Annotated in this window: 21 protein-coding genes; 13 read left to right on the forward strand and 8 right to left on the reverse strand. The window is 69.2% G+C overall.

Features of this window, described 5'->3' with window-relative positions:
• Nucleotides 1-140: 140 nt before the first annotated feature.
• Entirely contained in the window at nt 141-1,241 is a 1,101-nt protein-coding gene (locus QFZ27_RS37145) for an alkene reductase (protein WP_429231920.1), read from the reverse strand.
• A gap of 82 nt (nt 1,242-1,323) precedes the next feature.
• Nucleotides 1,324-1,896, reverse strand: a complete 573-nt coding sequence (locus QFZ27_RS37150; protein WP_429231922.1) for a TetR/AcrR family transcriptional regulator — start codon at nt 1,894-1,896, stop codon at nt 1,324-1,326.
• Between the two features lie 104 nt (nt 1,897-2,000).
• On the opposite strand from QFZ27_RS37150, the gene QFZ27_RS37155 reads away from it, so the two are divergent.
• Nucleotides 2,001-2,387 carry an Hpt domain-containing protein gene (locus tag QFZ27_RS37155; RefSeq protein ID WP_429231924.1) on the forward strand — a complete coding sequence of 129 codons (387 nt, stop codon included), beginning with the start codon at nt 2,001-2,003 and terminating at the stop codon, nt 2,385-2,387.
• A gap of 140 nt (nt 2,388-2,527) precedes the next feature.
• Here the strand turns inward: QFZ27_RS37155 and QFZ27_RS37160 are convergent, their stop codons facing one another.
• Together QFZ27_RS37160 and QFZ27_RS37165 are read right to left on the reverse strand one after the other, a co-directional pair.
• Complete coding sequence (locus QFZ27_RS37160) at nt 2,528-3,121, reverse strand: phosphate/phosphite/phosphonate ABC transporter substrate-binding protein (protein ID WP_429231926.1); 594 nt, start codon at nt 3,119-3,121, stop codon at nt 2,528-2,530.
• A 65-nt stretch (nt 3,122-3,186) separates the two neighbouring features.
• The gene (locus tag QFZ27_RS37165; protein WP_429231928.1) at nt 3,187-4,098 is read right to left on the reverse strand and encodes a fatty acid desaturase; all 912 of its coding nucleotides are present in this window, start codon (nt 4,096-4,098) and stop codon (nt 3,187-3,189) included.
• A gap of 136 nt (nt 4,099-4,234) precedes the next feature.
• On the opposite strand from QFZ27_RS37165, the gene QFZ27_RS37170 reads away from it, so the two are divergent.
• From QFZ27_RS37170 to QFZ27_RS37190, 5 genes are all read left to right on the forward strand, one after another.
• Nucleotides 4,235-5,089, forward strand: coding sequence for a helix-turn-helix domain-containing protein (locus QFZ27_RS37170; protein ID WP_429231930.1), 855 nt, complete (start codon nt 4,235-4,237; stop codon nt 5,087-5,089).
• A 74-nt stretch (nt 5,090-5,163) separates the two neighbouring features.
• The gene (locus QFZ27_RS37175) at nt 5,164-5,409 is read left to right on the forward strand and encodes a type II toxin-antitoxin system VapB family antitoxin (protein WP_429231932.1); all 246 of its coding nucleotides are present in this window, start codon (nt 5,164-5,166) and stop codon (nt 5,407-5,409) included.
• A complete protein-coding gene (locus QFZ27_RS37180) occupies nt 5,409-5,822 on the forward strand; it encodes a type II toxin-antitoxin system VapC family toxin (protein ID WP_429231934.1) in 414 nt (137 codons plus the stop codon). Before QFZ27_RS37175 ends, QFZ27_RS37180 begins: the two co-directional genes overlap by 1 nt.
• A 126-nt stretch (nt 5,823-5,948) precedes the next feature.
• Nucleotides 5,949-7,160, forward strand: coding sequence for an MFS transporter (locus tag QFZ27_RS37185; protein ID WP_429231936.1), 1,212 nt, complete (start codon nt 5,949-5,951; stop codon nt 7,158-7,160).
• A 34-nt stretch (nt 7,161-7,194) separates the two neighbouring features.
• Nucleotides 7,195-7,659: an ASCH domain-containing protein gene (locus QFZ27_RS37190; RefSeq protein WP_429231938.1), complete on the forward strand. Its 465-nt coding sequence runs from the start codon at nt 7,195-7,197 to the stop codon at nt 7,657-7,659.
• Here QFZ27_RS37190 and QFZ27_RS37195 read toward each other — a convergent pair.
• Nucleotides 7,656-9,080: a sigma-54-dependent transcriptional regulator gene (locus QFZ27_RS37195; protein WP_429231940.1), complete on the reverse strand. Its 1,425-nt coding sequence runs from the start codon at nt 9,078-9,080 to the stop codon at nt 7,656-7,658. The genes QFZ27_RS37190 and QFZ27_RS37195 overlap by 4 nt on opposite strands.
• Nucleotides 9,081-9,205: 125 nt before the next feature.
• Here QFZ27_RS37195 and QFZ27_RS37200 point away from each other — a divergent pair, with 125 nt between their 5' ends.
• The 3 genes from QFZ27_RS37200 to QFZ27_RS37210 all read left to right on the forward strand — a co-directional run bounded on the left by QFZ27_RS37200 (nt 9,206) and on the right by QFZ27_RS37210 (nt 13,903).
• Nucleotides 9,206-10,651 carry an aldehyde dehydrogenase family protein gene (locus tag QFZ27_RS37200; protein ID WP_429231942.1) on the forward strand — a complete coding sequence of 482 codons (1,446 nt, stop codon included), beginning with the start codon at nt 9,206-9,208 and terminating at the stop codon, nt 10,649-10,651.
• 322 nt (nt 10,652-10,973) lie between these two features.
• Nucleotides 10,974-11,726, forward strand: a complete 753-nt coding sequence (locus QFZ27_RS37205) for an SDR family oxidoreductase (protein WP_429231944.1) — start codon at nt 10,974-10,976, stop codon at nt 11,724-11,726.
• Nucleotides 11,727-12,016: 290 nt separating this feature from the next.
• Nucleotides 12,017-13,903 carry a potassium transporter Kup gene (locus QFZ27_RS37210; RefSeq protein WP_429231945.1) on the forward strand — a complete coding sequence of 629 codons (1,887 nt, stop codon included), beginning with the start codon at nt 12,017-12,019 and terminating at the stop codon, nt 13,901-13,903.
• A gap of 145 nt (nt 13,904-14,048) precedes the next feature.
• On the opposite strand, the gene QFZ27_RS37215 is transcribed toward QFZ27_RS37210, so the two are convergent.
• The 3 genes from QFZ27_RS37215 to QFZ27_RS37225 are packed head-to-tail and all read right to left on the reverse strand — an operon-like array spanning nt 14,049 to nt 17,712.
• Nucleotides 14,049-15,803 (reverse strand): TRAP transporter large permease, encoded by a 1,755-nt coding sequence (locus tag QFZ27_RS37215; protein ID WP_429231947.1) that lies wholly within the window; start codon nt 15,801-15,803, stop codon nt 14,049-14,051.
• Nucleotides 15,800-16,468, reverse strand: a complete 669-nt coding sequence (locus QFZ27_RS37220; RefSeq protein WP_429231949.1) for a TRAP transporter small permease subunit — start codon at nt 16,466-16,468, stop codon at nt 15,800-15,802. The genes QFZ27_RS37215 and QFZ27_RS37220 overlap by 4 nt, the downstream gene beginning before the upstream one ends.
• On the reverse strand, nt 16,465-17,712 hold the full coding sequence (locus tag QFZ27_RS37225; protein WP_429231951.1) for a TRAP transporter substrate-binding protein: 1,248 nt from the start codon (nt 17,710-17,712) through the stop codon (nt 16,465-16,467). The genes QFZ27_RS37220 and QFZ27_RS37225 overlap by 4 nt, the downstream gene beginning before the upstream one ends.
• 262 nt (nt 17,713-17,974) lie before the next feature.
• Between QFZ27_RS37225 and QFZ27_RS37230 the strand changes: the two genes are divergently transcribed.
• The 4 genes from QFZ27_RS37230 to QFZ27_RS37245 all read left to right on the forward strand — a co-directional run bounded on the left by QFZ27_RS37230 (nt 17,975) and on the right by QFZ27_RS37245 (nt 21,518).
• Nucleotides 17,975-18,679: a CoA transferase subunit A gene (locus QFZ27_RS37230; RefSeq protein WP_429231953.1), complete on the forward strand. Its 705-nt coding sequence runs from the start codon at nt 17,975-17,977 to the stop codon at nt 18,677-18,679.
• Between the two features lie 15 nt (nt 18,680-18,694).
• Nucleotides 18,695-19,339 carry a CoA transferase subunit B gene (locus tag QFZ27_RS37235; RefSeq protein ID WP_429231955.1) on the forward strand — a complete coding sequence of 215 codons (645 nt, stop codon included), beginning with the start codon at nt 18,695-18,697 and terminating at the stop codon, nt 19,337-19,339.
• 9 nt (nt 19,340-19,348) lie between these two features.
• On the forward strand, nt 19,349-20,251 hold the full coding sequence (locus QFZ27_RS37240; RefSeq protein WP_429231956.1) for a polysaccharide deacetylase family protein: 903 nt from the start codon (nt 19,349-19,351) through the stop codon (nt 20,249-20,251).
• A gap of 103 nt (nt 20,252-20,354) precedes the next feature.
• Nucleotides 20,355-21,518, forward strand: coding sequence for a GNAT family N-acetyltransferase (locus tag QFZ27_RS37245; RefSeq protein WP_429231958.1), 1,164 nt, complete (start codon nt 20,355-20,357; stop codon nt 21,516-21,518).
• Nucleotides 21,519-21,573: the final 55 nt, after the last annotated feature.

Here is a 21,573-nt window from a genome sequence, read left to right on the forward strand (position 1 = left end):
GTGAGGGCTGGCCCGGGCCTCAACAAAGAACCCCCACCCGGAGCCGCTTCGCGTCTCCGGCCTCTCCCGCAAGCGGGAGAGGCAACGCAGTATGATTCCTCCAGCGTGAACTGACCCCCAATCCTCCGGCAATAGGTCGATCAGGCAGCGGCCTGCTCCAACGCCGGATAGTCGGTGTAGCCGCGGGTGTCGCCGCCGTAGAAGGTGGTCTGGTCCGGCGGGTTCAGCAGCGCATTCCGGCGCAGCCGCTCGACCAGGTCCGGGTTGGCGATGAACAGCTTGCCGAAGGCGACGAGGTCGGCGCGGCCGCTCTCCACCGCGTCGATCGCCAGGCCGCGGTCATAGCCGTTGTTGCCGATGTAGCTGCCCTTGAACAGCCGGCGCAGGGCCTGGAGGTCGGCGCCGGGCGGCAGCTCGCGGGTGCCCCCGGTCTGGCCTTCGACCAGGTGCAGGAAACCGAGGCCGAGCCCGCTCAGCCCCTCGATCGCATGGCCGAAGGTCGCCATCGGGTCGCTGTCGGCGATATCGCCGAAACTGGAGAAGGGCGACAGCCGGACGCCGACCCGGCCGGGCGTCCACACCTCAGCCACCGCCTCCGCCACTTCGAGCAGCAGCCGCGCCCGGTTGGCGATCGGGCCGCCATAGGCGTCGGTCCGCTTGTTGGTGCGATCGGCCAGGAACTGGTGCAGCAGATAGCCGTTGGCGGCGTGGATCTCGACCGCGTCGAAGCCGGCCTCGCGGGCGTTGCGCGCGGCCTGGGCATAGTCGCGGACGATGCGCGGCAGCTCCGCCGTCTCCAGCGCCCGCGGCGCCGAGACCGGGACGAAGCCTTCGCCATCATAGACCCGGCTGTTTTCGGCGGTGATCGCCGACGGGCCGACCGGGGACGCACGGCCCGGCTGCAGCACGGTGTGCGAGATCCGGCCGACATGCCAGAGCTGGGCCGCGATCCGGCCGCCGGCCTTGTGCACGGCGTCGGTCACCAGCCGCCAGCCGGCCACCTGCTCCGGGCTGTGGATGCCGGGGGTGAAGGCATAGCCCTTGCCCTCTGGCGAGATCTGGGTGCCTTCAGAGATCAGCAGGCCGGCCGTGGCGCGCTGGGCGTAGTATTCGGCATTCAGCGCATGCGGCACGTCGCCGTCGGGCTGCGCCCGGTTGCGCGTCAGCGGTGCCATCACGATCCGGTTCGGCAGATCCAGGTCGCCGATCCGGGTCGGCGTGAACAGCTTCGGGACAGTCATTGGTCGCTCCGGTTGGGAACCCTTTTAAGGACCGATCGGTCCAGAATTGGGCAGAAAGACGGGATTGGGGATTCGGTCGGCCTCATTGCATCAGCGGCTCGGCGGCGGCCAGGAGGTCGTCGATCGCGGCGGGCGTGGTGCCCGCCTTGTGCATCACCGAGGCGCCGACTGCGATGGCCAGCAGGCTGCGCGCCCGCGCCGTCTCCGCCCCGGCCTCGGCGCCGGACCGGCGGGCCAGCAGCCCGGCCAGCAAGGCCTCCAGCCGCTCCAGGTGCCGGCGGCTCAGCCCCTCGATCTCGGGGTCGTGCGGCGCCAGCTCGACCGTGCAGTTGATCAGGAAGCAGCCGTCGCGGGTGCCGTGGGCATTGGCAATGGCAGCGACCGCAAAGCGCAGCGCGCGGCCGGAATCCGGCTCGGCCGCGAGCCGCGTCTCCAGCTCGGTGAAGCGCTGGTCGCCATAGCGCTGGATCGCCGCCAGCAGCGTGTCGCGCTTCGAACCGAAGCAGCCGTAGAAGCTGCTGCGGCTGAGATCCATCGCCCGCGTCAGATCGTCCAGCGACGTCGCCTCGTAGCCCTGACGCCAGAACAGGGCCATTGCCGCGTCGAGCGCGGTGTCCTTGTCGAATTCGCGGGGCCGGCCGGGATGGGAAACCATGGCTGAAATATGGACTGCCCGTTCCGGAATGCAAGACGCGCCGCTTCGCGCCTGGAACTCACGACCGTGCGAAGCGATATGAGAAGGGGGTGGTGGAGGCATGGATGGCCGGCAACGGTCCGCGATATCAGTTCGACCCGGCGGCGCTGGAGCGCAACCTGTCCGGGTTCGACGACGCCGCCCGCCGAGCGATGGTCGAAGACCTGCTCGAGGAACTGCGCGACCGCGCCGACGCGATTGCTGCCGCAGCCGGCGCCGGCGACCGCGAGGCCCTGGCGCTGGAGGCCTATGCCCTGCGCTCCTGCGCCGCGATCTGCGGTGCCCGCACCCTGATCGACCTGGCCGAATCGCTCGGCGGCGGCAAGGGCGGCAACCGGCCGGGCCGCCCCCAGGAGCTGGCCAAGGTGGCCAAGGCCCGGGTGGCCGAGACCGTCAGGGCGCTGGAGCTGTGGCGGAGCGGCGAGGCGGAGCGAAAGCCGGAGGAGTGCTGACCGGCTGGGGCGGGATCGCGTCGTAATCGGCCTCGCCCAGGATCTCGATGCCTTCGATCAGCAGCGCGGCGCGGGCCTCGGCCAGCGCCGGATCGGCCAGAGCATCGCGCAGGGCCGACCGCAGGACCTCGACCGTGCCGTCATCCACAGTCCCGGCGCGTCACCATGGGCAGGCTCGGCGCGAGCGCGGTCCGGCCGATCACCCGCAGCCCGGCGGTGGCGGCAGGCCGGTGGCGGTGCAGCAGCGCATAGGTGACGCAGTCGATCGCGGCGATGTCGGCCTCCCCCGCCGCCACCGCCGCCACGCTGTCGGCATGGGCGCCGGTGACCAAAGCGGCGCGGAAGAACTGCGGCTCCGACAGCGCCGCGGCCAGCGCGACCCAGCCGGACAGGCTGTCCCAGCCATTGACGGCGCAGACGGCGCCGCGGAAATTCGCCAGCCCGTCGCCCGGCGCATCCGCGCGCACCACCAGCACGCTGCGGTAGCGCGGGCCGTTGCAGCCCGGCGCGGCGTAGCGGGGCGTCGCCACCAGCCGCAGCCGGTCGCGGTAGGTCCGGACATAGGGGTTGCCGCACGTCTGGCTGAGCAGCAGCGCCGGGTCGGCCCACAGCTGGTGCACCGCCGGGCCGCGGCTCAGGGCCGGCGGCGCCGCGATGCCCACGGCCGCCAGGCGCGCGGCGACTGCCGACCAGAGCGCATCGGTGGCCCAGCGCACCTCCGGCAGATCGTACATTGGGAGACTGGCTGCGCCAGGCGCAGCCGGGGGCAGACTGGCCGTGCCCGGCACGGTCGCGACTGTCACCGGGCGCGCCGCTCGGCGTCGAAATCCGGATGCACCGGCTCGTCGACCGGGCGGAACAGGTAGCGCCGGGCGATCTCGCCATAGCCGCGATAGAGTCCGGCGCCGCGCGCGGCGACGCCCGCGGAATCATTGGCGGCGGCGAAGCGCGGCAGCCGGTACCAGGCCAAGCCGGGCCGGGCGTGATGCGCCACATGCAGGTTGTTGTTGAGGAACAGCAGCGAGAAGAACGGCCCGGAGGACACCACCGCGGTGCGCAGCCCTTCCGGCCCGGCGCGGTGCTCGGCGAAGGAGCGCAGCAGCGACAGCGCGGTGCCGGCATAGCAGGTGGCGACATAGAGGATCGGCGAGATGCCGAATCCGATGGTAACCACAGCCAGCACGGCGGCGGCGCCGGCCAGATGCGCCGCCCAGACGATGCGTGCCTTGCGGTCATGGCGCAGCTTGGGCAGCTCCTCCGCCCACAGCCCGTACCAGGCCAGGGCCGGGCCGATCAGGAAGCGGCCCAGCAGGGTGCGGTTGAAGCGCAACACCGCCCGCCCGGCCGGGCTGAGCGCCGACCAATGGTCGTCGGTGACGTAGTAGCTTTCGGGATCCTCGACCGGCGAGGTCAGGTGAGCGTCGCGGTGATGGTGCAGATGCAGGTCGCGATAGCTGGCATAGGGCAGCCACAGCGACAGGGGCAGCCAGCCGATCGCCGTGTTGATCCGCCGCGACCGGGTCGGGTGGCCGTGGATGGTCTCGTGCTGCAGCGACCCGTACCAGGCCAGCAGCACCGCGCCGATGGCGATGAACAGCGGCGCCGGCAGCGCCGCGTGGAACCAGAGCAGCGCTATCCAGCCGCAATACACCGTGACGGCCACCGCCCAGGTCGGTCCTTCGAAGCTCGCCCGTCTCACCATGTCTGCCATCGATCCATCTCCTCGGATCAAGGCTGTCGTGAAACGGTCATGTCGGACAATGCGATAATGCGCACGAAACAACGCGGTTGGTGTACTCTCATCCAAACTGTTGCGAAACCGCACAATTTGTTTCGGAAACCCCGCAATGGCGCAATGCCGCCACGAGATGATCGAGACCTTCCGCGCCCGGCTGGAGGAGATCATCGCCGCCTCCGGCCAGAGCCGTAGCGCCTTCGCCGCCGCGGCCGGGATGGACCGGTCCACCCTGTCGCAGATCCTGTCGCCGGCGAATGACCGGCTGCCGCGGGCCGAGACCCTGGCGGCGATCGCCGCCGCCCGCCAGGTCAGCATCGACTGGCTGCTGGGCCTGAGCCAGCGCGGTCCCCTCTCCGCCGACATCCTGCCGGAGCGGCTGGCGATCGAGCGCGACGCGCAATGGGCCGATGACGAACGGCTGATCGCCTGGCACCGCGAGGCGATCGGCTACAAGATCCGCCACGTCGCGACCACCCTGCCCGACATCCTCAAGAACCGCGACGTGATCCGGCACGAGCTGGCGCATTTCGCCGGGGCGGGGCCGGAGCAGCGGATCGAGACCGCGGCCGCCCGCCTGGCCTATCAGCGCCGGCCGGAGACCGACATGGAGGCCTGCAACTCGATCCAGGCGATCGAGGGCTTCGCCCGCGGCGAGGGCATCTGGCACGACCTCGACAACGAGGTCCGGGCCCGCCAGCTCGACCACATGATCGCGCTGGTGGAGGAGCTGTACCCGACCTTCCGCTGGTTTTTCTACGACGGCCGGCAGCACTATTCCGTGCCGGTGACGGTGTTCGGGCCGCTGCGGGCGGTGATCTATCTCGGCGGCATGTATTTCCTGTTCAACTCGACCGAGCACATCCGCGCCCTGTCCGAGCATTTCGACAGCCTGATCCGCGGCGCCATCGTGCAGCCGCCGGACGTGCCCAAGCTGCTGCGCCGGCTGCGGGCCCGGCTGGGATAGCCGGAGAACGCAGTGGTCCTTGATTAGCGGGATATCACGGTGCGATATATAGATATCGGCTAGGAGATATCTCAATGGCACTGTTTATCCGAGACCCGGAGGTCGATGCCCTCGCGGAGGAAGTCCGGCGGCTGACCAAGGCGAAGACCAAGACCGATGCTGTTCGCCAGGCTTTGCAAGCACGACTCGCGGCGGCACGCCGAGCCTTGCCGCTCAAGGAGCGATTGGCACCCGCGCAGGCCATTGCCGACGCGATGGGGCCGGGTGATCCCGACTTCGACATGAAGGCTTTCACCGACGAGATGTGGGACGAAAACTGATGTTCGTCGATGCATCCGTCATCGTCGCGCTTCTGCGGCGCGAGCCCGGTTATGAGGAGATCGAGAAGAGGCTGTCCGGTCTCGATGGCCCGTTCTTCATCTCGCCTCTGGTCAGGTTCGAAGCCACGATCGCTCTTGCGCGCCAGAAGGCAGCGACGAAGCCGTCTCCCGAACTCTTGCGACAGGCCCAAAGAGCCGTGGATATCCTCGTCGAGGCTCTCGATGCGCAGGAAATCGTCATTTCACCCGAGATCGGACGGCGGGCGATCGAGGCCAGCGCAGCCTACGGCAAGGCCGTGGGTCATGTCGCGAACCTCAATTTCGGCGACTGCTACGCCTATGCCTGCGCCAAGACGCTCGGGGTGCCCTTGCTCTACAAGGGGAGCGATTTCGCCCTTACCGACCTCGCCTAGCTGCGTGACCCGGCAGCCGCGCCACTGCCTCAACGCTGCCATGCCGGACTTTTGTGCGCTGCAGCGGCGCCGGTCGTTCTATATCTGGTCCTTCTCTGACCGATTCCGTTGCCGAGAGGCGTCGCCATGGGCGAGCGCGCGCATCCTGCCGTCCCGGCGATCACGCCGGCGATGATGTTCCTGATGGCGGTCGCCTGCGGCGCCATCGTCGCCAACCTGTACTACGCCCAGCCGCTGATCGCGCTGATCGCGCCCTCGGTCGGGCTCGGCACCGTCGCCGCCAGCCTGGTCGTCACCCTGACCCAGATCGGCTACGGCGTCGGGCTGATCCTGCTGGTGCCGCTGGCCGACATGGTCGAGAACCGGCGGCTGGTGGTGCTGACCCTCTCCGGCACCGTGGTCGCGCTGCTGATCGCCGCCCTGGCGCCGAGCGCTGGGATCTTCCTGTTCGCGGCGCTGCTGATCGGTCTCAGCTCGGTCGCGGCGCAGGTCCTGATCCCGATGGCGGCGCATATGGCGCCCGACGCGATCCGCGGCCGCGTCGTCGGCAACATCATGAGCGGCCTGCTGCTGGGCATCCTGCTGGCCCGGCCGGTCGCCAGCATGGTGGCCGAGCTGTTCGGCTGGCGCGCCATCTTCTTCCTCTCCACCCTGCTGATGGCCGGCCTGCTGGCGGTGCTGGCCTGGCGCCTGCCGCAGTACCGGCCGGCGCCGGGCCCGAGCTACGGCCAGGTGCTGCGCTCGCTGGCCACCCTGTTCCGCCATACCCCGATCCTGCAGCGCCGCGCCGCCTACCAGGCCGCGCTGTTCGCCGGGTTCAGCCTGTTCTGGACCGCGGTGCCGCTGGAGCTGGCGAGTGCGCGCTTCGGCTACAGCCAGGCCGGCATCGCCGTCTTCGCCCTGGTCGGCGCCGCCGGCGCCCTGGCCGCGCCCCTGGCCGGGCGCATCGCCGACCGCGGCTGGACCCGGCCGGCCACCTTCGGCGCCCTGGCCTCGGTCGCCGTTGCCTATGTCATGGCCTGGGCCGGCGGCGCCGCCGGGTCGGTGGTGCTGCTGGCCGCCGCCGGCATCCTCCTGGATTTCGGGGTGCAGGCCAACATGGTGCTGGGCCAGCGCGCCATCTACGCCCTGGCGCCGGAAGCGCGCGGCCGGATGAACGGCCTCTACGTCGCCAGCGCCTTCGCCGGCGGCGCCGTCGGCTCGGCCATCGCCAGCGGCACCTTCAGCTCGGGCGGCTGGTCGCTGGTCAGCTGGATCGGCCTCGCCTTCCCCGCCGTGGCGCTGCTGCTGTATACGACCGAGCTGTTCTGTCGCCGGCCGGTGCCGCGCCGCGCCTGAGCGCCGGGGGCGGCCCGCACCGGAGGAGCCGACCGTGACCGACATCGCCGATTCCTGGTGGCGGGATCTCCGCCGCAGCCGGCCGGAGCTCGGCCTGCCCGAGCGCTACGACCTCTGGTATTTCGGCGACAGCGAGGCGCTGGCGCGCGAACTGCTGGACCTGGTGCTGGCCGGCACCAAGACCGCCACCGCCGGGCTGGTCTGGGATGCGGACGAGGCCGGCACGCCGAAGCCGGGCGGCCACAGCCTGATCACCGACTTCGCCGGCACGCCGCATTGCGTGCTGCAGACAGTCGAGGTGCGGGTGCTGCCCTTCGACCAAGTCGACGCCGACTTCGCCCGTGACGAGGGCGAAGGCGACCGCTCGCTCGCCTTCTGGCGCGACGCGCATTGGCGCTATTTCGGCCGCCGCTGCACCGAGATCGGACGCCGGCCGGCGCTCGACATGCCGGTGTTCTGCGAGCGCTTCCGCCTGGTCTATCCGGAGCCGCGGAGCTAGCCGCGGCCCTCGGCCTCCCAGTTCAGCCGCTTGCGGTAGATCGTCGAGGCGCTGATGCCGAGCAGTGCCGCGGCGCGCGGCACATTGCCGGCGCAGGCCGTGATCGCGTCCTCGATCGCATCCTTCTCGATCATCCACAGCGGCCGGACCGACGATCCCTTGCCGTTCGGGCCGGCCGGCGGCGACTCGACCGCCGGGCGGCTCGGCTGCGCCGCCGGGATCAGGGTCCGCACCGGCGACGGCAACATCGCCCGGGTCACCATCGGCCCGTCGTGCAGCACCACGATGTTGCGGATCACGTTCTGCAGTTGGCGGACATTGCCCGGCCAGGCGTAGCGCTGCAGGTCCTCGGCCACCTCGAGGTCGAAATCGCTGAAGCTCTTGCCCTCCTCCGCCGCGTAGTCGTGCAGGAACTGGTGGGCGATCAGCAGCACGTCGTCCTCGCGCTCGCGCAGCGGCGGCAGGGTCACCGGGATCACCAGCAGGCGGTAGTACAGGTCCTCGCGGAACCGGCCGAGGCGCACCTCTTCCGCCGGGTCGCGGTTGGTGGCGCAGACGATGCGCAGATCGACCTTGCGCTCGCGGCTGCCGCCGACCGCCGTCACCTGCCCGGTCTGCAGGAAGCGCAGCAGCTTGGTCTGCAGCTCCGCCGGCAGCTCGCAGATCTCGTCCAGGAACAGGGTGCCGCCATCGGCCCGCACCGCGGCGCCCTCGCGGTCGGCCACCGCGCCGGTGAAGGCACCCTTCACATGGCCGAAGATCTCCGATTCCATCAGGTCGCGCGGGATGGCGCCGCAGTTCAGCGCGACGAAAGGATGGTCGCGCCGCGGGCTGCGTCGGTGCACGGCCTCGGCACACAGCTCCTTGCCGGTGCCGCTCTCGCCGGTGACGAACACCGTGGCCTTCGATGCCGCCGCCGAATCGATGATCCGGTACACCGCCTGCATCGCCAGCGACCGGCCGATGAAGCCGTAGTAGCGGTCGCGGCCGAGATCCTCGCGCCAGGCCTCGACCTCGCGCTGCAGCCGCATCCGCTCCAGCGTGTTGCGGACGGTCACCGTCAGCCGGTCGCCGGGGAAGGGCTTGACCAGGAAGTCGAAGGCGCCGAGCCGCATCGCCTCGACCGCGATGTTGACCGAGCCATGTGCGGTGATGACGATCGTCGCCACCGGGATCTGCTGCTCGCGGATATGCTGCAGGATCTCCATGCCGTTCATGTCGGGCAGGTTCAGGTCGAGCAGCACGGTCGCATAATGCCCATGCGCCAGCGCCGCGAGCGCCTCGGCCCCGGTCTCGGCATGATCGACGGCGATGCCGGCCTTGGCCAAGGTCTCGATGTACAGCCGCGCCAGCGCCGGCATGTCTTCGACCAGGAGCACGGAAGCGGGGTCGGCCGCCTGCGGATCAGCGAGGGGCGCCATGGCGACTTCGTGGCCGAGGGAGGCATCCATCTTCACAATAGCCCGCAACAAGAATTCGTCTTAAACGCAACGACGTGCCGAGCCTGCCCCGCCACGACGAACGGTCCAGAGACAGAAAGTATGTCATGATAGGTCCGAAAACGATTCTGATCGACGGAATTTGGAACGCCGCGGAGGATGGCCGCACCATTCCGGTGATCGACCCGTCGACCGGCGCGGCGTTCGACAGCCTGGCCCGCGGGGGCGCGGCCGAGATCGACGCCGCCGTGCTGGCCGCGCGGCGCGCCTTCGATGATGGGCCCTGGGGCCGGATGCCGGCGGTCGAGCGCGGCCGCATCCTGACCCGCATCGGCCGCGCCATCGAGGCGGATTTCGAGACGCTGTGGCGGCTGGAGGCCGCCGATGCCGGCAAGCCGGTGAAGCAGGCCAAGGCCGACATCACCGCCTGCGCCCGCTACTTCGAGTTCTATGGCGGCGCCTGCGACAAGCACCACGGTACCACCCTGCCCTATCTCGACGGCTACACCGTGCTGACGGTGAAGGAGCCCTATGGCGTCACCGGCCACGTCATCCCGTGGAACTACCCGGCGCAGATCTTCGGCCGCACCATCGGCGGCGCCCTGGCCGCCGGCAATGCCTGCGTGCTGAAACCGGCCGAGGATGCCTGCCTGACGCCGCTGCGCATCGCCGGGCTGGCGCTGGAGGCCGGGCTGCCGCCGGGCGTGCTGAACGTGGTCACCGGCCTCGGCGCCGAGGCTGGGGCGGCCCTGGCATCGCATCCCGGCCTCGACCACATCAGCTTCACCGGATCGCCCGCCACCGGCGCCGCGATCCAGGCTGCGGCGGCCAGGTTCAACCGGCCGGTGACGATGGAGCTGGGCGGCAAGTCGCCGCAGCTGGTGTTCGACGACGCCGATGCCGAGGCCGCCCTGCCCTTCGTCACCGCGGCGATCGTGCAGAATGCCGGCCAGACCTGCTCCGCCGGCAGCCGCCTGCTGCTGCAGGACGGCATCGCCGACGTGTTCCTGGCGGCGCTGGCGGACCGCTTCAAGGCGCTGGAGACCGGTCCCTGGGACCGCGACCCGGATTGCGGCCCGCTGATCAGCGCCCGGCAGCAGGAGCGGGTGCGCGGCCATCTCGACCGCGCCCGCGCCGACGGGTTGCCGGTGCTGGCCGAAGGCCGCCTGTCCCCGAATGCCCCGGCCGGCGGCTTCTACCAGGTGCCGACCCTGATCGGCGACGTGCCGCCCGGCCATCCGCTGGCGCAGGAGGAGGTGTTCGGCCCGGTACTGGCGGTGCAGCGCTTTCACGACGAGGAGGAGGCGATCCGCCTGGCCAACGGCACCGAGTTCGGCCTGGTCGCCGGAGTCTGGACCCGCGACGGCGCCCGCCAGCTGCGCTGCGCCCGCCGGGTCCGGGCCGGCCAGGTCTTCGTCAACAACTACGGCGCCGGCGGCGGCGTCGAGCTGCCCTTCGGCGGCATGAAGCGCTCCGGCTTCGGCCGCGAGAAGGCGATGGAGGGGCTGGACCATTTCAGCGTGACGAAGACCATCGCGATCCGGCATGGCTGACCGCTTCCTGCGTTCCCAATTCTGTCATGCCCGGGCTTGACCCGGGCATCCAGGGACTCCGATGCCGCTCTGGGTGGCCCCTGAATTGCCGGGTCAAGCCCGGCAATGACAGGAAAGGGGGAGCGAGGACCGGAGACCGAAGATCCGCGCCCGGCTCATACCTCCTCGGCGGACATTCGCCTGCTGCCCCGGCCGCGCTGCCCCTATAGTCCGGCCATTCGACGGTCCTCGACCGGAACAGGCGGCGGGCCGGGCGCCCGGCATTCGGCGGCGCCTCCGCCCGCGGCACGACCACCATACGACCAGGACAGAGGGACAGGGCATGCGGCTCGAAGGCAAGGTGGCCATCGTCACCGGCGCGGCGTCAGGTTTCGGCAAGGGCATCGCCGAGCGCTTCGTGCGGGAAGGCGCCAACGTGCTGATCGCCGATCTGTCGACGGAAGCCGGCGAGGCCGTGGCCGCGGCGTTGAACGAAGTGCGTGCGGACTCGGCCTGCTTCGTCCGCACCGATGTGTCGCGCGACGCCGACACCGCGGTCGCCATCGCCACCGCGGTCGAGGCTTTCGGCGGGCTCGACATCGTCGTCAACAATGCCGGCTACACCCATCGCAACAAGCCGATGTCCGAGGTCACCGAGGACGAGTTCGACCGCATCTTCGCGGTCAATGTGAAGGCGATCTTCCTGTCGGTCCGGCATGCCGCGCCGCATCTCTCGGCCAAGGGCGGCTCGATCCTCAACATCGCCTCGACCGCGGGCATCCGGCCGCGGCCCGGCCTGACCTGGTACAACGCCTCGAAGGGCGCGGTGATCACCGCCACCAAGTCGATGGCGGTCGAGCTGGCGCCGAAGATCCGGGTCAACTGCCTGTGTCCAGTGCTGGGCCAGACCGGCCTGACCTCGACCTTCCTCGGCGAGGACACGCCTGAGCGGCGGGCTCAGTTCCTGGCCACCATCCCGCTCGGCCGCATGAGCACGCCCGAAGACATCGCCAACGCCGCGCTGTACCTGTCCTCGGACGAGGCCTCGATGGTCACCGGCGTAGCGCTCGAGGTCGATGGCGGCCGCTGCATCTGAGACTGCCCAGACCCTGAGGTACGGGGAAGAACTTTTCTCACTAGTTGTCATTGCCGGGCTTGACCCGACAATCCAGAGAATGTCGACAGCTTCTGGATGCCCGGGTCAAGCCCGGGCATGACAGGGAAAAATCAAGCACCCTGCAATGTCCGATGGTTCGGTCGCCGCAGCCGGGACTTGCCTCGGCGCGGCGATCCCCGCACCCTCGGCCCTGAATGCAGCGAAGGGGCGATGGGCATGCCAGCAACGGCCGGGTTGTCGACGGCGCGCCATCCGACTAGGAAGGCGCGATGACGACCCTCGCAACCGACTCGCGCGACGGCCAATCGCTCGCCCCCAAGCTGCTCGGCGTCATCGGCGTCGTGTATGGCGACATCGGCACCAGCCCGCTCTACACCATCCGGGAATGCTTCACCCATCCGGGGGCGCCCGGCGTCTCCGAGGGGGCGGTGCTGGGCGTTCTCTCGCTGATCTTCTGGGCGACGACGCTGATCATCACGATCAAATACGTCTCCTTCGTGATGCGCGCCGACAATCGCGGCGAGGGCGGCGTGCTGGCCCTGACGGCCCTGGCCTTCCGGGCCCGCCGCGGCAAGAAATGGGGCCATTTCATCGTCCTGCTGGGCATCATCGGCGCGGCGCTGTTCTACGGCGACGGCGTGATCACCCCGGCGATCTCGGTGCTCAGCGCGGTCGAGGGCCTGAAGATCGCGACGCCGGTCTTCGACCCCTACATCATCCCGCTGACGCTGGTCATTCTGACCCTGATCTTCATGGTCCAGGCGCATGGCACGGCCAAGGTAGGCTCGGCCTTCGGCCCGATCATGTGCGTGTGGTTCCTGGTCATCGGCCTGCTCGGCGCCGCCCAGATCGTGAACCGCCCCGACGTGCTGGCGGCGATCTGGCCGAACCATGCGGTCGAGCTGTTCGCCACCAGCCCCTGGGCCGCGATCGTCGTGCTCGGCTCGGTGGTGCTGGCGGTCACCGGCGGCGAGGCGCTGTACGCCGATATGGGCCATTTCGGCCGCGGCCCGATCCGCATCGCCTGGATCAGCTTCGTCTGGCCGGCGCTGCTGCTGAACTATTTCGGCCAGGGCGCGCTGCTGATCGAGAACCCCGCTGCGATCGAATCGCCCTTCTACCTGCTGACCCCCTCCTGGGGCCTGTACCCGATGGTGATCCTGTCCACCATGGCCACGGTGATCGCCTCCCAGGCCGTGATCTCCGGCGCCTTCTCGGTCAGCCAGCAGGCGGCCCAGCTCGGCTACATGCCGCGGCTGGAGGTGCGCCACACCTCGGCCGAGGAGAAGGGCCAGATCTACATCTCGCGGGTCAACTGGTCGCTCTACGCCGCCGTCGTCATCCTGGTGGTCGGCTTCGGCTCCTCCAGCGCCCTGGCCGGGGCCTACGGCATCGCCGTGACCGGCACCATGGCGGTGACCAGCGTGCTGGCCTATCTGGTCGCCCGCCACCGCTGGGGCTGGAGCCGCTGGACCGCGGCGCCGCTGTTCGCGACGTTCCTGTTCATCGACCTCGCCTTCTTCGGCGCCAACACCATCAAGATCCTGCATGGCGGCTGGTTCCCGCTGGTGCTGGCGGTGGCGCTGACGACGCTGATGTGGGTGTGGCGCAAGGGCCGCGAGATCCTGTACCGGCGGCGCTACCGCGACGCCATCCCGCTGGCGACCTTCGTCGAGGGCAAGATGTACAAGCGGGCGCACCGGGTGCCCGGCACCGGCATCTTCATGACCGGCAATGTCGGCGTCGTGCCCTTCGCCCTGCTGCACAACCTGAAGCACAACAAGATCATCCACGAGCGCGTGGTGCTGCTGAAGGTCGAGACCACGGACGAGCCGCGGGTCGACGACGACCAGCGGATCGAGATCAAGGATCTCGGCGACGGCTTCTACACGGTGATCGTGCGCTACGGCTTCCAGCAGCAGCCGGACGTCCCCCGCGCCCTGGCCGCCTGCGCCGGCAAGGGCCTGGGCTTCAACATGGCCGATACCTCCTTCTTCATGAGCCGGGAGTATTTCGTGCCGTCGCCACGGCCGGAGCTGCCGCCGTGGCAGGAGTGGCTGTTCATCCTGATGTCGAACAACGCGCTGAGCGCCACCGAGTTCTTCCGCATCCCGGCCAACCGCGCGGTCGAGCTGGGCTCGCATCTGGAGATCTGACCGGGCTTTCGCGAGAGGGCCGCCCCTTTTCACATCGTCATGGCGAGGAGCGCAGGGGCGTGGCCATCCAGGAATCGCGCCGCTGGATGGCCACGCCCCTGCGCTCCTCGCCATGACGAATTATGATCGAGCCGGGCGAGGCCCCTCAATTCCCGTACAGATACTCCGGCAGCCACATCACGATGCCGGGCCAGAGATACATCAGCACCATGCACAGGATCACGACCAGCATGTACGGCATCATGCCGGCGAAGATCTGGTTGAGGGTGACGTGCGCCGGGGCCACGCCCTTCAGGTAGAAGGCCGACATCGCCACCGGCGGCGACAGGAACGCCGCCTGCAGGTTGACGAAGACCAGCACGCCCCACAGCACCGGGTCGATGCTGAAATGCTTCAGCAGCGGCAGGAAGATCGGCACGAAGATGATGATGATCTCGGTCCATTCCAGCGGCCAGCCGAGCAGGAAGATGATCGCCTGCGACAGGATCATGAACTGGACCGGCGACAGGTCCATCGACAGCACCCAGCGCTCGATCAGCGCCTGCCCGCCCAGCAGCGCGAACACGGCCGAGAACAGCGCCGAGCCGACGAACAGCCAGCACACCATGGCGGTCGTCTTGGCGGTCAGGAACACCGCCTCCTTGGTCCGCTTCCAGTTCAGCGTCCCGGCCTGCAGCGCCAGCAGGAAGGCGCCGGCGGCGCCGACCGCGGCGGATTCGGTCGCGGTGGTGATGCCGAACAGGATCACCGCCAGCACCAGGACGGTGAGGATGCCGAGCGGCATCACCGACGAGGCCAGCAGCTTCAGCATCTCGAAACGCTCGGCGGTCATGCGCCGGTAGTAGCGGAACAGCACTACCGCCGCGGCCAGCGCCACCAGGCCGAAGGCGACATAGAAGCCGGTGCCCGGTCCGATCTCGGCGCCGGTGGCCGGCGCCGCGGTGGCGACCGGCGCGCCGAGCTGCTCCAGCCCTTCCGGCACCGCCTCCGCCTCGGCCGAGGCCTGCGGGTAGATCACGACGTACCACCAGATCGCGACCAGGGTCAGCGCGGTCAGCACCAGCGGCACCAGCGCGGTGCCGAAATTGCCGGCAAGGCGGCCATAGGTCAGGCGCCCGACCCCGGTGTCGAGCGCGGTTGCCCGCGACGGCGAGACCAGGGACTTGGCCAGTCCGACCAGCATGTTGCGCGAATAGGCCGCCTGGAAGTCCCGCATCCAGCCCGGCACCGGCACCCGGGTCTGCTCCTCCGGCAGACGCGGCGCGATCTTCGGCTGCAGCAGCGCCCAGCCGATGATGTAGATCAGGTACAGCAGGGCCAGGAAGAAGCCCGGGAACATCGCCGCGGCGTAGAGCTTGACCACCGACTGCCCCGCCACCGCGGCATAGACGATGATCATCACCGAGGGCGGGATCAGGATGCCCAGCGTGCCGCCGGCGGTGATCACGCCGGAGGCGAGCCGGACGTCGTAGCCGGCGCGCAGCATCGGGTTGAGGGCGATCACGCCCATCAGCACCACCACGGCGCCGACCAGGCCGCTGGCAATGCCCCAGAAGGTGCAGACAATCAGGGTGGCGACGGCCAGCGAGGCCGGCACCCGGCGGGCGGAGAGCTGGATGCTGTAGAACATCTTGTCCACCAGCGCCCCGCGCTCCATCACATAGCCCATCAGCACGAACAGCGGGATCGAGACCAGCACGTCGTTGGTCATCGCCCCGTAGGTGCGCTGGACCATCAGGTCGAACACCCGGTTGTCCCACCACGGCTCGGACGGATCGAAGAAGGCGTAGAAGCCGAAGAACATGCCGAGGCCCATCAGCGTGAAGGCCGTCGGGAAGCCCATCATGATGACGACCACGATGAGCCCGAGCATCGCGAGTCCGAGCGCCCCTTCGCTCATGTCTGCAGATCTCCCCCCTGCCCGCGCTGGCGCGCCGCCTCGTCGATCTTCTGCGCCCGCTCGATCGCGTCGCGGCGCGTCGCCTCATCCACATGCTCGCTGTGGGCCAGTTGCTCCTCGACCACGTCGATCTCGGCGACGTCCTTCAGCCGGCTGGGCCAGACCCCGGTGCGCAGGCAGGCGACGCAGCGCAGGATCTCGGCCAGGCCCTGCAGCAGCACCAGCGCCCCGGCGATCGGAATGACCGCCTTGAAATGGTAGATCGGCGGCCCTTCGGCGGTGACGGTCGAATGCTCGCCGATGCGCCAGGACAGCTCGGCATAGCTGTATCCGGCATAGACCAGGGCGGCGATGCCGGGCAGGAAGAACATGATGTAGAGCACCAGGTCGAACGCCGCCTGGGTCCGCGGCCGCATCGACCCGTACAGGAAGTCGCCGCGGACATGGCCGTTCTGGGCCAGGGTATAGGCCCCGGCCAGCATGAACAGGCTGCCGTAGAACATGTTGCTGGCGTCGAAGATCCAGGCCGTCGGCGCGTTCAGGATGTAGCGCTTGAAGACCTCGACGCAGATCAGGACCATCAGCCCGATGATCAGCCACGCGGCGGCCTTGCCGACCCAGGTGCTGACGCCGTCGACCAGATGCAGGAGTCTTTGAAGGCTCATGCCATGCCGCCCGCTGCCGGAGGAGTCTGACGGAAACACGGCGCCGCCGGACCAGCCCGACGGCGCCGGCTCCGCTGCGGGATCAGAGCTTGCTGGCCGCCCCGTTCGCTCCGAAGTAATGATCGAAGGCCAACCGCCGGCCGACGACGGTGTCCTGCTCCCACCGCGTCGCCCGCTTGGCGAAGGCGATCTGGGATTCCAGGATCTCCTTGAACAGCGGATTCTCCCCGGCCTTCTTTCTTCACCACCTCGTCATAGACCTCGAGCTGCCGCTTCAGGATCGCTTCCGGCGTCTTGTAGAACTTGACGCCATCCTGGCTCTGCAGCTCGCCGTAATCTGTCGAATAGCGGTCGATCGCCTTCCACTGCATGTCCTGCGACGCCGCCTCGGCCGCGTTGGCGATGATGGCCTTCATCTTGTCGGGCAGCGCGTCGTATTTGGTCTTGTTGAACAGGACCTCGAATTGCTCGGCATTCTGATGATAGCTCTGCAGCATGCAGATCTTGGACACGTCGGGGAAGCCGAGCACCCGGTCGGAGGAGGCGTTGTTGAACTCGGCGGCGTCGAGCAGGCCGCGGTCCAGCGCCGCCACGATCTCGCCGCCCGGCAGCGCGTTGACCGCGGCGCCGAGGGCGGTGAACACGTCGATCGAGATGCCGACGGTGCGGAACTTCAGGCCCTGCAGGTCCTCGACCTTGGCGATCGGCTTCTTGAACCAGCCCAGCGGCTGGGTCGGCATCGCCCCGTAGGGGAAGGAGACGACATTGGCGCCGATCGACTCGTACAGCTTCGCCAGCAGCTCCTTGCCGCCGCCGTATTTGTGCCAGGCCATCAGCATGTTGGCGTCCATCGCGAAGCCGGGGCCGGATCCCCAGAGCGCGAGCGCCGTCTGCTTGCCGTAGTGGTAGACGAGCACGCCATGGCCGCCGTCGAGCGTGCCCTGCGACACCGCGTCGAGCAGGCCGAAGGCGGGCACCACCGCGCCGGCCGGCAGCACCTCGATGGCCAGCTCGCCGCCGGTCATGTCGTTGACCTTCTTGGCGAAGTCGAGCGCGAATTCGTGGAAGATGTCCTTCGAGGGCCAGGTGCTCTGCCAGCGCATATGCACCGGACCCTGCGCCTTGACGATGGCCGGCGCGGCGACGGTCGCCGCGGCGGCCACGGCAGCGCCGCTCAGGAACCGGCGGCGCGACCCTTTCGATGCCGCGACCGGCGGCGTGGAATCCCGATCATGAACGGTCATTGAAAACCTCCCCCTGTTGGGCGCGCGTGAGACGCTTCAGCCGGCGTCGTTCGATGCGCAATAAAGTCGCAGCTTGTCACAGATGATGGCAAGAATCATCCAGCAGGATTGGCGTCACAGATTCGACCTTCGTCGCAGTCGCGGACTGCGCCTCCGGCCCCTGCCGCAAACCGGCCGGGGCGCGGCGCGGCCTCGATTGACTCCCGCCCGCCGCCCCGCTTTAGTCCCTCGGCGCCCAGTGATGCCTGACGGGAGTGACGGGATGAAGAAAGTCTATCCGGATGCCACGGCGGCGCTGGCCGATGTGCTCCGCGACGGGATGATGGTGATGGCCGGCGGCTTCGGCCTCTGCGGCATCCCCGAGAAGCTGATCGACGCCATCGCCGCGAGCGGGGTCAAGGGCCTGACGGTGATCTCGAACAATTGCGGCATCGACGGCGTCGGCCTCGGCAAGCTGCTGGAGCGCGGCCAGATCAAGAAGATGATCTCGTCCTATGTCGGCGAGAACAAGCTGTTCGCCCAGCAATACCTGTCCGGCCAACTGGAGCTGGAGTTCAACCCGCAGGGCACCCTGGCCGAGCGGATCCGCGCCGGCGGCGCCGGCATCCCGGCCTTCTTCACCAAGACCGGCGTCGGCACCATCGTCGCCGACGGCAAGGAGGTGCGCGAGTTCGACGGCGCGCAGTATGTGATGGAGCGCGGGCTGTTCGCCGACCTCGCCATCATCAAGGCCTGGAAGGGCGATACCGAGGGCAACCTGATCTACCGGATGACCGCCCGGAACTTCAACCCGATGATGGCCACAGCCGCCAAGGTGACGGTCGCCGAGGTCGAGGAGCTGGTCGATGTCGGCGGGCTCGATGCCAACCAGATCCACACCCCCGGCATCTATGTGAAGCGCATCCTTCAGGGCCGGGACTACGAAAAGCGCATCGAGCAGCGCACCACCCGCCCGCGCGCGGCCTGAGGACAGGAGAGACAGATGCCCTGGACCCGTGAGCAGATGGCCGCCCGCGCCGCGAAGGAGCTGCAGGACGGCTTCTACGTCAATCTCGGCATCGGCATCCCGACGCTGGTGGCGAACTACATTCCCCCCGGCATCACCGTGGCGCTGCAGAGCGAGAACGGCATGCTGGGCATGGGCCCTTTCCCCTATGAGGGCGAGGAGGACCCGGACCTGATCAACGCCGGCAAGCAGACGATCACCGAGCTGCCGCAGTCGAGCTATTTCAGCTCGGCCGATTCGTTCGCCATGATCCGCGGCGGCCATATCGACCTGTCGATCCTCGGCGCCATGCAGGTGTCGAAGGAGGGCGACCTCGCCAACTGGATGATCCCCGGCAAGATGGTGAAGGGGATGGGCGGGGCGATGGACCTGGTCGCCGGCGTCAAGCGCGTCGTCGTGATCATGGAGCACAACGCCAAGGACGGCACGCCGAAGCTGCTGGACGCCTGCGACCTGCCGCTGACCGGCAAGGCCGTGGTCGACCTGGTGATCACCGAGCTCGGCGTGTTCGAGATCGGGCCGCAGGGCCTGACCCTGACCGAGGTCGCCGACGGCGTCACGGTCGAGGAGATCCGGGCCAAGACTGAGGCCCCCTTCGCCACGCGGCCCGGCCTGGCCTGACCCCGCCCGATGGCCGGGACGCCGCTGGCGGGCCATGACCGCTACGGCTACAGCGCGATCACCCGCCGGCCGGCCACGGCCTGGCCGCACGGGACGCGCCTCGCCGTCTATCTCGGCCTCAATCTCGAGCATTTCGCCTTCGGCGAGGGGCTGGGGGCGGAGCTGGCGCCGGGCGGGCCGCATCCGGACGTGCTGAACTACGCCTGGCGCGACTACGGCAACCGGGTCGGCGCCTGGCGCTTGCTGGAGCTGTTCGACAGCCTGGCCTTGCCCTGCTCGGCCATCGTCAACGCGTCGATCTACGATCATTGCCCGGAGCTGCCGGCCGCCTTCCAGGCCCGCGGCGACGAGATCGTCGGCCACGGCCACAGCAACTCCGAACGCCAGGGCGTGCTGCCGGAGGCCGAGGAGGCGGCGCTGATCCGTCGCGCCACCGACGCCATCGCCCGCCATTCCGGGGCGCCGCCGAAGGGCTGGCTCGGCCCCTGGATCTCGCAGAGCCTGCGCACCCCCGACCTGCTGCAGGAGGCGGGCTACGACTACCTGCTGGACTGGTGCCATGACGACCAGCCGGTGTGGATGCGCACCCGGGCGGGGCGCATCCTGTCGGTGCCCTATCCGCAGGAGCTGAACGACATCCCGGCGATCGTGGCGCGCAAGATGAACGCCGACGCCTTCGCCGACATGGTGATCGGCCAGTTCGACGAGATGCTGGAGCAGCAGGCACACGGCCAGACCCTGGTGATGGGCGTGGCGCTGCACCCCTACATCGTCGGGCAGCCCTATCGGCTGCGCCAGCTGCGCCGCGCTTTGGCGCATATCGCCGCTCGCCGTGGCGAGGTCTGGATCACCACCGCCGGCGCCATCGCCGCCCACGCCGCCGCCCTGCCGCCCGGAACCGTGCCGGACTGACGGCCAGCGCCCGATCGTCGCGTCTCAAAACCAGCCGCGACGCTTGCCCCCGCCCGGCGCCGAGCCCAGATTAAGGCTTTCGCACATGCGAGAGATCGGCCCCATGCCCGACGGCACCCCCGAGGCAAGCCTCAAGCTCGTCGCCGACATCACCGCCCTCGACGCCTCCGCCTGGGATGCCTGCGCCGGGCCGGACAACCCGTTCCTGTCGCACGCCTTCCTGTCGGCGCTGGAGCAGAGCGGGTCGGCCACCGCCGAGGCCGGCTGGCTGCCGCAGCACCTGGTGCTGGAGGAGCCGGACGGACGGCTGCTGGGTGCCGTGCCGCTGTACCTCAAGGGCCATTCCCAGGGTGAATACGTGTTCGACCACAGCTGGGCTCGCGCCTATGAGCAGGCGGGCGGCGACTACTATCCGAAACTGCAATCCGCCGTGCCCTTCACCCCGGTCACCGGCCCCCGCCTGCTGGTCCGCCCCGGCGCGCCGGCGCAGACCGCCGACCTGCTGATTCACGGGCTGGAGCAGGCGGCGCTGGCGCACAAGGTCTCCTCCGTCCACGTCACCTTCCCGACCGAGACCGACTGGTCACGCTTCGGCGCCGCCGGCTGGCTGCAGCGCATCGGCGAGCAGTATCATTGGGAGAATGACGGCTATGCCGGCTTCGACGACTTCCTGGCGACACTGAACAGCCGCCGGCGCAAGGACATCCGCAAGGAGCGGCAGCGCGCGGTCGAAGGCGGCATCCGGCTGACCGTGCTGACCGGCGACGACCTGAAACCGCGGCACTGGGACGCCTTCTTCCGCTTCTACCGCAACACCAGCGACCGGAAATGGGGCGACCCGTACCTGACCCGGGACTTCTTCGCCCGGATCGGCGAGACCATGGCCGACCACATCGCCCTGGTGATGGCCGAGAAGGACGGGCGCTGGATCGCCGGCGCGCTGAACCTGATCGGCAGCGACACCATCTACGGCCGCAACTGGGGCTGCGACGGCCACGACTACCCCTTCCTGCATTTCGAGGCCTGCTACTACCAGGCGATCGACTTCGCCATCGCCCGCGGCCTGAAGCGGGTCGAGGCCGGGGCGCAGGGCGAGCACAAGGTGATGCGCGGCTACCGCCCGGTGCGCACCTACAGCGCCCATTGGATCCGCGACCCCGGCTTCCGCCGCGCCGTGGCCGATTTCCTGGCCCGCGAGACCCGCGCGGTCGAGGCCGGCATCGAAGACCTCGCGGAACACCTCCCCTTCCGGCAAGATTGTCCCTAGCGGCATCCTGGCATCACGACGCAACGGCCGGCAGGGCCGACGCCGCGAACCGGAG

Origin of the sequence: Inquilinus ginsengisoli, from assembly GCF_050434925.1 — a bacterium.
Classification (GTDB): domain Bacteria; phylum Pseudomonadota; class Alphaproteobacteria; order DSM-16000; family Inquilinaceae; genus Inquilinus; species Inquilinus ginsengisoli_B.

Bases quoted from the DNA above. Each gene is read 5' to 3' on its own strand.
- QFZ27_RS37180 (WP_429231934.1), top strand. From the start codon at position 5,409: ATGTTCGTCGATGCATCCGTCATCGTCGCGCTTCTGCGGCGCGAGCCC.
- QFZ27_RS37160 (WP_429231926.1), bottom strand. From the start codon at position 3,121: ATGTACGATCTGCCGGAGGTGCGCTGGGCCACCGATGCGCTCTGGTCG.
- QFZ27_RS37240 (WP_429231956.1), top strand. From the start codon at position 19,349: ATGGCCGGGACGCCGCTGGCGGGCCATGACCGCTACGGCTACAGCGCG.
- QFZ27_RS37225 (WP_429231951.1), bottom strand. From the start codon at position 17,712: ATGACCGTTCATGATCGGGATTCCACGCCGCCGGTCGCGGCATCGAAA.
- QFZ27_RS37200 (WP_429231942.1), top strand. From the start codon at position 9,206: ATGATAGGTCCGAAAACGATTCTGATCGACGGAATTTGGAACGCCGCG.
- QFZ27_RS37230 (WP_429231953.1), top strand. From the start codon at position 17,975: ATGAAGAAAGTCTATCCGGATGCCACGGCGGCGCTGGCCGATGTGCTC.
- QFZ27_RS37210 (WP_429231945.1), top strand. From the start codon at position 12,017: ATGACGACCCTCGCAACCGACTCGCGCGACGGCCAATCGCTCGCCCCC.
- QFZ27_RS37170 (WP_429231930.1), top strand. From the start codon at position 4,235: ATGGCGCAATGCCGCCACGAGATGATCGAGACCTTCCGCGCCCGGCTG.
- QFZ27_RS37195 (WP_429231940.1), bottom strand. From the start codon at position 9,080: ATGGCGCCCCTCGCTGATCCGCAGGCGGCCGACCCCGCTTCCGTGCTC.
- QFZ27_RS37165 (WP_429231928.1), bottom strand. From the start codon at position 4,098: ATGGCAGACATGGTGAGACGGGCGAGCTTCGAAGGACCGACCTGGGCG.
- QFZ27_RS37155 (WP_429231924.1), top strand. From the start codon at position 2,001: ATGGCCGGCAACGGTCCGCGATATCAGTTCGACCCGGCGGCGCTGGAG.
- QFZ27_RS37175 (WP_429231932.1), top strand. From the start codon at position 5,164: ATGGCACTGTTTATCCGAGACCCGGAGGTCGATGCCCTCGCGGAGGAA.
- QFZ27_RS37215 (WP_429231947.1), bottom strand. From the start codon at position 15,803: ATGAGCGAAGGGGCGCTCGGACTCGCGATGCTCGGGCTCATCGTGGTC.
- QFZ27_RS37235 (WP_429231955.1), top strand. From the start codon at position 18,695: ATGCCCTGGACCCGTGAGCAGATGGCCGCCCGCGCCGCGAAGGAGCTG.
- QFZ27_RS37220 (WP_429231949.1), bottom strand. From the start codon at position 16,468: ATGAGCCTTCAAAGACTCCTGCATCTGGTCGACGGCGTCAGCACCTGG.
- QFZ27_RS37205 (WP_429231944.1), top strand. From the start codon at position 10,974: ATGCGGCTCGAAGGCAAGGTGGCCATCGTCACCGGCGCGGCGTCAGGT.
- QFZ27_RS37185 (WP_429231936.1), top strand. From the start codon at position 5,949: ATGGGCGAGCGCGCGCATCCTGCCGTCCCGGCGATCACGCCGGCGATG.
- QFZ27_RS37150 (WP_429231922.1), bottom strand. From the start codon at position 1,896: ATGGTTTCCCATCCCGGCCGGCCCCGCGAATTCGACAAGGACACCGCG.
- QFZ27_RS37245 (WP_429231958.1), top strand. From the start codon at position 20,355: ATGCCCGACGGCACCCCCGAGGCAAGCCTCAAGCTCGTCGCCGACATC.
- QFZ27_RS37145 (WP_429231920.1), bottom strand. From the start codon at position 1,241: ATGACTGTCCCGAAGCTGTTCACGCCGACCCGGATCGGCGACCTGGAT.